Origin of the sequence: Bradyrhizobium sp. 33ap4 (assembly GCF_032654765.1) — a bacterium.
GTDB lineage: Bacteria > Pseudomonadota > Alphaproteobacteria > Rhizobiales > Xanthobacteraceae > Bradyrhizobium > Bradyrhizobium australafricanum.
The window spans coordinates 1-2,091 of record NZ_JAUMTJ010000159.1 but is presented as its reverse complement, the minus strand read 5'-3'; the positions used below and the strand labels follow the sequence as shown (position 1 = coordinate 2,091).

The window sequence follows — 2,091 nt, the reverse complement described above, 5'->3', positions numbered from 1 at the left end:
AACCAACAGGCCGCTCGCGAGCGCGCTTCCAAATTGCGCCGTAGCGAGCGGGCGGCCGGCCCGTTACCCCATCTACGAGTTCAGGAACGGGTGCGCGAGCCAGCCGGCCGCATAAAGCGCCCAATCCCAAACACCGTGTGCGTGACGAGGCTCTGCAGCCGCGCCCCCCATGGATGGGGCGTGCGGCTCGCGGCGATGCCGGCGCCCATCGCGGGCTGCATCACCAGGAACGGCGCGGCCACGCTGCCGATCCCAACCATCAGAGCCGGAGCGATGGTGGGCTGCCGCGCCCAATCGAGGCCGAAGATCGCAAGCAGCACGCCGGCAAAGCCGATCCCGATCAGATAATGCGCGGTCCATCCGATGACGCGTTCGCCCGCGACCTGTGGTGACGCGGCGATGCGGTCGTGGCGCAGGCGAGCGGATACGAGATGGCCGAGCCAGCGACCGACCAGGGCATAGTCCAGCGACGGGATGCCAAGCAGGCGCTTTCGAACCATCCCCCAGATGTCCATCACGACGGTCGCACCGATCCCGGTCAGCACCGCGCTCGCCGCAAATTCCGCGGCTTCAACCATGCGCGGCCTCCGCCGGCGCTCGTGCCGCGACCATCCAGCAGGCGGCGGTGAAGCGAATCTCGGTCCCGTGGATGTAGCGATCGAACGCACCGCGCACGGTCTCGATCACTCGCGTGCGGCGCGGCTCCTCCATCGCCTGCAGCATCGTCCCGACCGGGCCGAGCCAGCTCACATAGTGGGCCAGCTGTGATGCCGGAAAGCCGAGGGCGACATCGACCGGTTCGATCGCGATCGCGTCCCAGCCGCTATCCTCCAGGATAGTTTCGACCCGCTTCCGGTCGGCAAAGCCGAACTGCCCCGGCGCATCGGGACGCCGCGGCGGAAGATCCGGCAGCAACGGCTTCGCTGCCTGTTCCGCCGTCGTCATGAACGGGTTCTCGGCGGCGCCGCGCCAGGCGATGAAGCGGAGCGCAGCATCCGGCCGGGCCGCGCGGCGCAGATTGGCGAAAGCCTGCACCGGATCGGCAAAGAACATCACGCCGAGGCGCGAGATGATCATGTCGAAGCTCGCGGGCGCGAACGGATACGTCTGCGCGTCGGCGCAGATGAAGCTGACCGGCCGCCCTTCCCGCTCCGCGCGGGCGCGCGCCGCCGCGATCATCGGCTCGGAAACGTCGATGCCGGTGCAATGCCCCTGCTGGCGGAGCAATTGGGCAACGGCGAACGTTGTGGCGCCCGTGCCGCAACCGATATCGAGCACCAGGCTTGCCGCGGCATCGGACACCGCCTGAACGAGCAGTTCTTCAAGCGGCCTGAACATCCCTTCCAGCACCTCGCGCGTCTCGACCCAGGCGCGGCCGGCGGCGCCGTTCCAGAGTTTGACCTGCTCGTCGTCGACTTGCGCTGCGACACCCATGATTCTCGTCCTTGTTGATGCTTGCCTTACGCAAGCGATAGGCTGGATACTGCCAGTTCAAGTGAACTTGAGGTCAAGAGCCATGCGGGACATCGATATCGCGGAGGTGGCGGAGCTATCGGGCGTGCGCGCCTCGACCTTGCGCTTCTACGAGGAGAAAGGTCTGATCGCCTCGCATGGCCGGCGCGGGTTGCGCCGCCTGTTCGATCCGGCGGTGCTGGACCGGCTGGCGCTGATCGCGCTCGGGCGCGCCTCCGGCTTCTCGCTCGACGAGATCGCAAGGATGTTCGCGCCCGATGGAAGACCGCGCATCGACCGGAAAATGCTTTCTGCCAAGGCCGACGAGCTCGACCGCACCATCCGCAGGCTCAACGCGATGCGCGACGGCCTGCGCCACGCCGCCGTCTGCCCGGCGCCGAGCCACATGGAATGCCCGACCTTCCGCCGCCTGCTGCGGGTCGCGGCGGCCGGCAAGATCGGCGAGAAGAAGGCGCGGAAGTCACGCCGCAAGTCGTAGAACGTAGCCCGGATGAGGGAAGCGATATCCGGGGACAGGTCTTTATTCCCCTTCCCCCTGAAAGCAGGGGTGTCCGGGGAATGATTCACTGTGTCGCGGTGCATGCTCGGCAGGACCGAGGCAAATCGGTCTTTTCTGGT

The 2,091-nt window shown here is 67.2% G+C and carries 3 protein-coding genes; 1 reads left to right on the top strand and 2 read right to left on the bottom strand.

Annotated features, from left to right (window positions below; genetic code table 11):
* Positions 1-80: 80 nt before the first annotated feature.
* Complete coding sequence (locus Q2M23_RS43475; RefSeq protein WP_316399496.1) at positions 81-578, bottom strand: DUF2938 domain-containing protein; 498 nt, start codon at positions 576-578, stop codon at positions 81-83.
* A complete protein-coding gene (locus tag Q2M23_RS43470; RefSeq protein ID WP_316399494.1) occupies positions 571-1,434 on the bottom strand; it encodes a class I SAM-dependent methyltransferase in 864 nt (287 codons plus the stop codon). The genes Q2M23_RS43475 and Q2M23_RS43470 overlap by 8 nt, the downstream gene beginning before the upstream one ends.
* Positions 1,435-1,516: 82 nt before the next feature.
* Between Q2M23_RS43470 and Q2M23_RS43465 the strand changes: the two genes are divergently transcribed.
* Positions 1,517-1,951, top strand: a complete 435-nt coding sequence (locus Q2M23_RS43465) for a helix-turn-helix domain-containing protein (protein WP_057019001.1) — start codon at positions 1,517-1,519, stop codon at positions 1,949-1,951.
* Positions 1,952-2,091 lie beyond the last annotated feature (140 nt).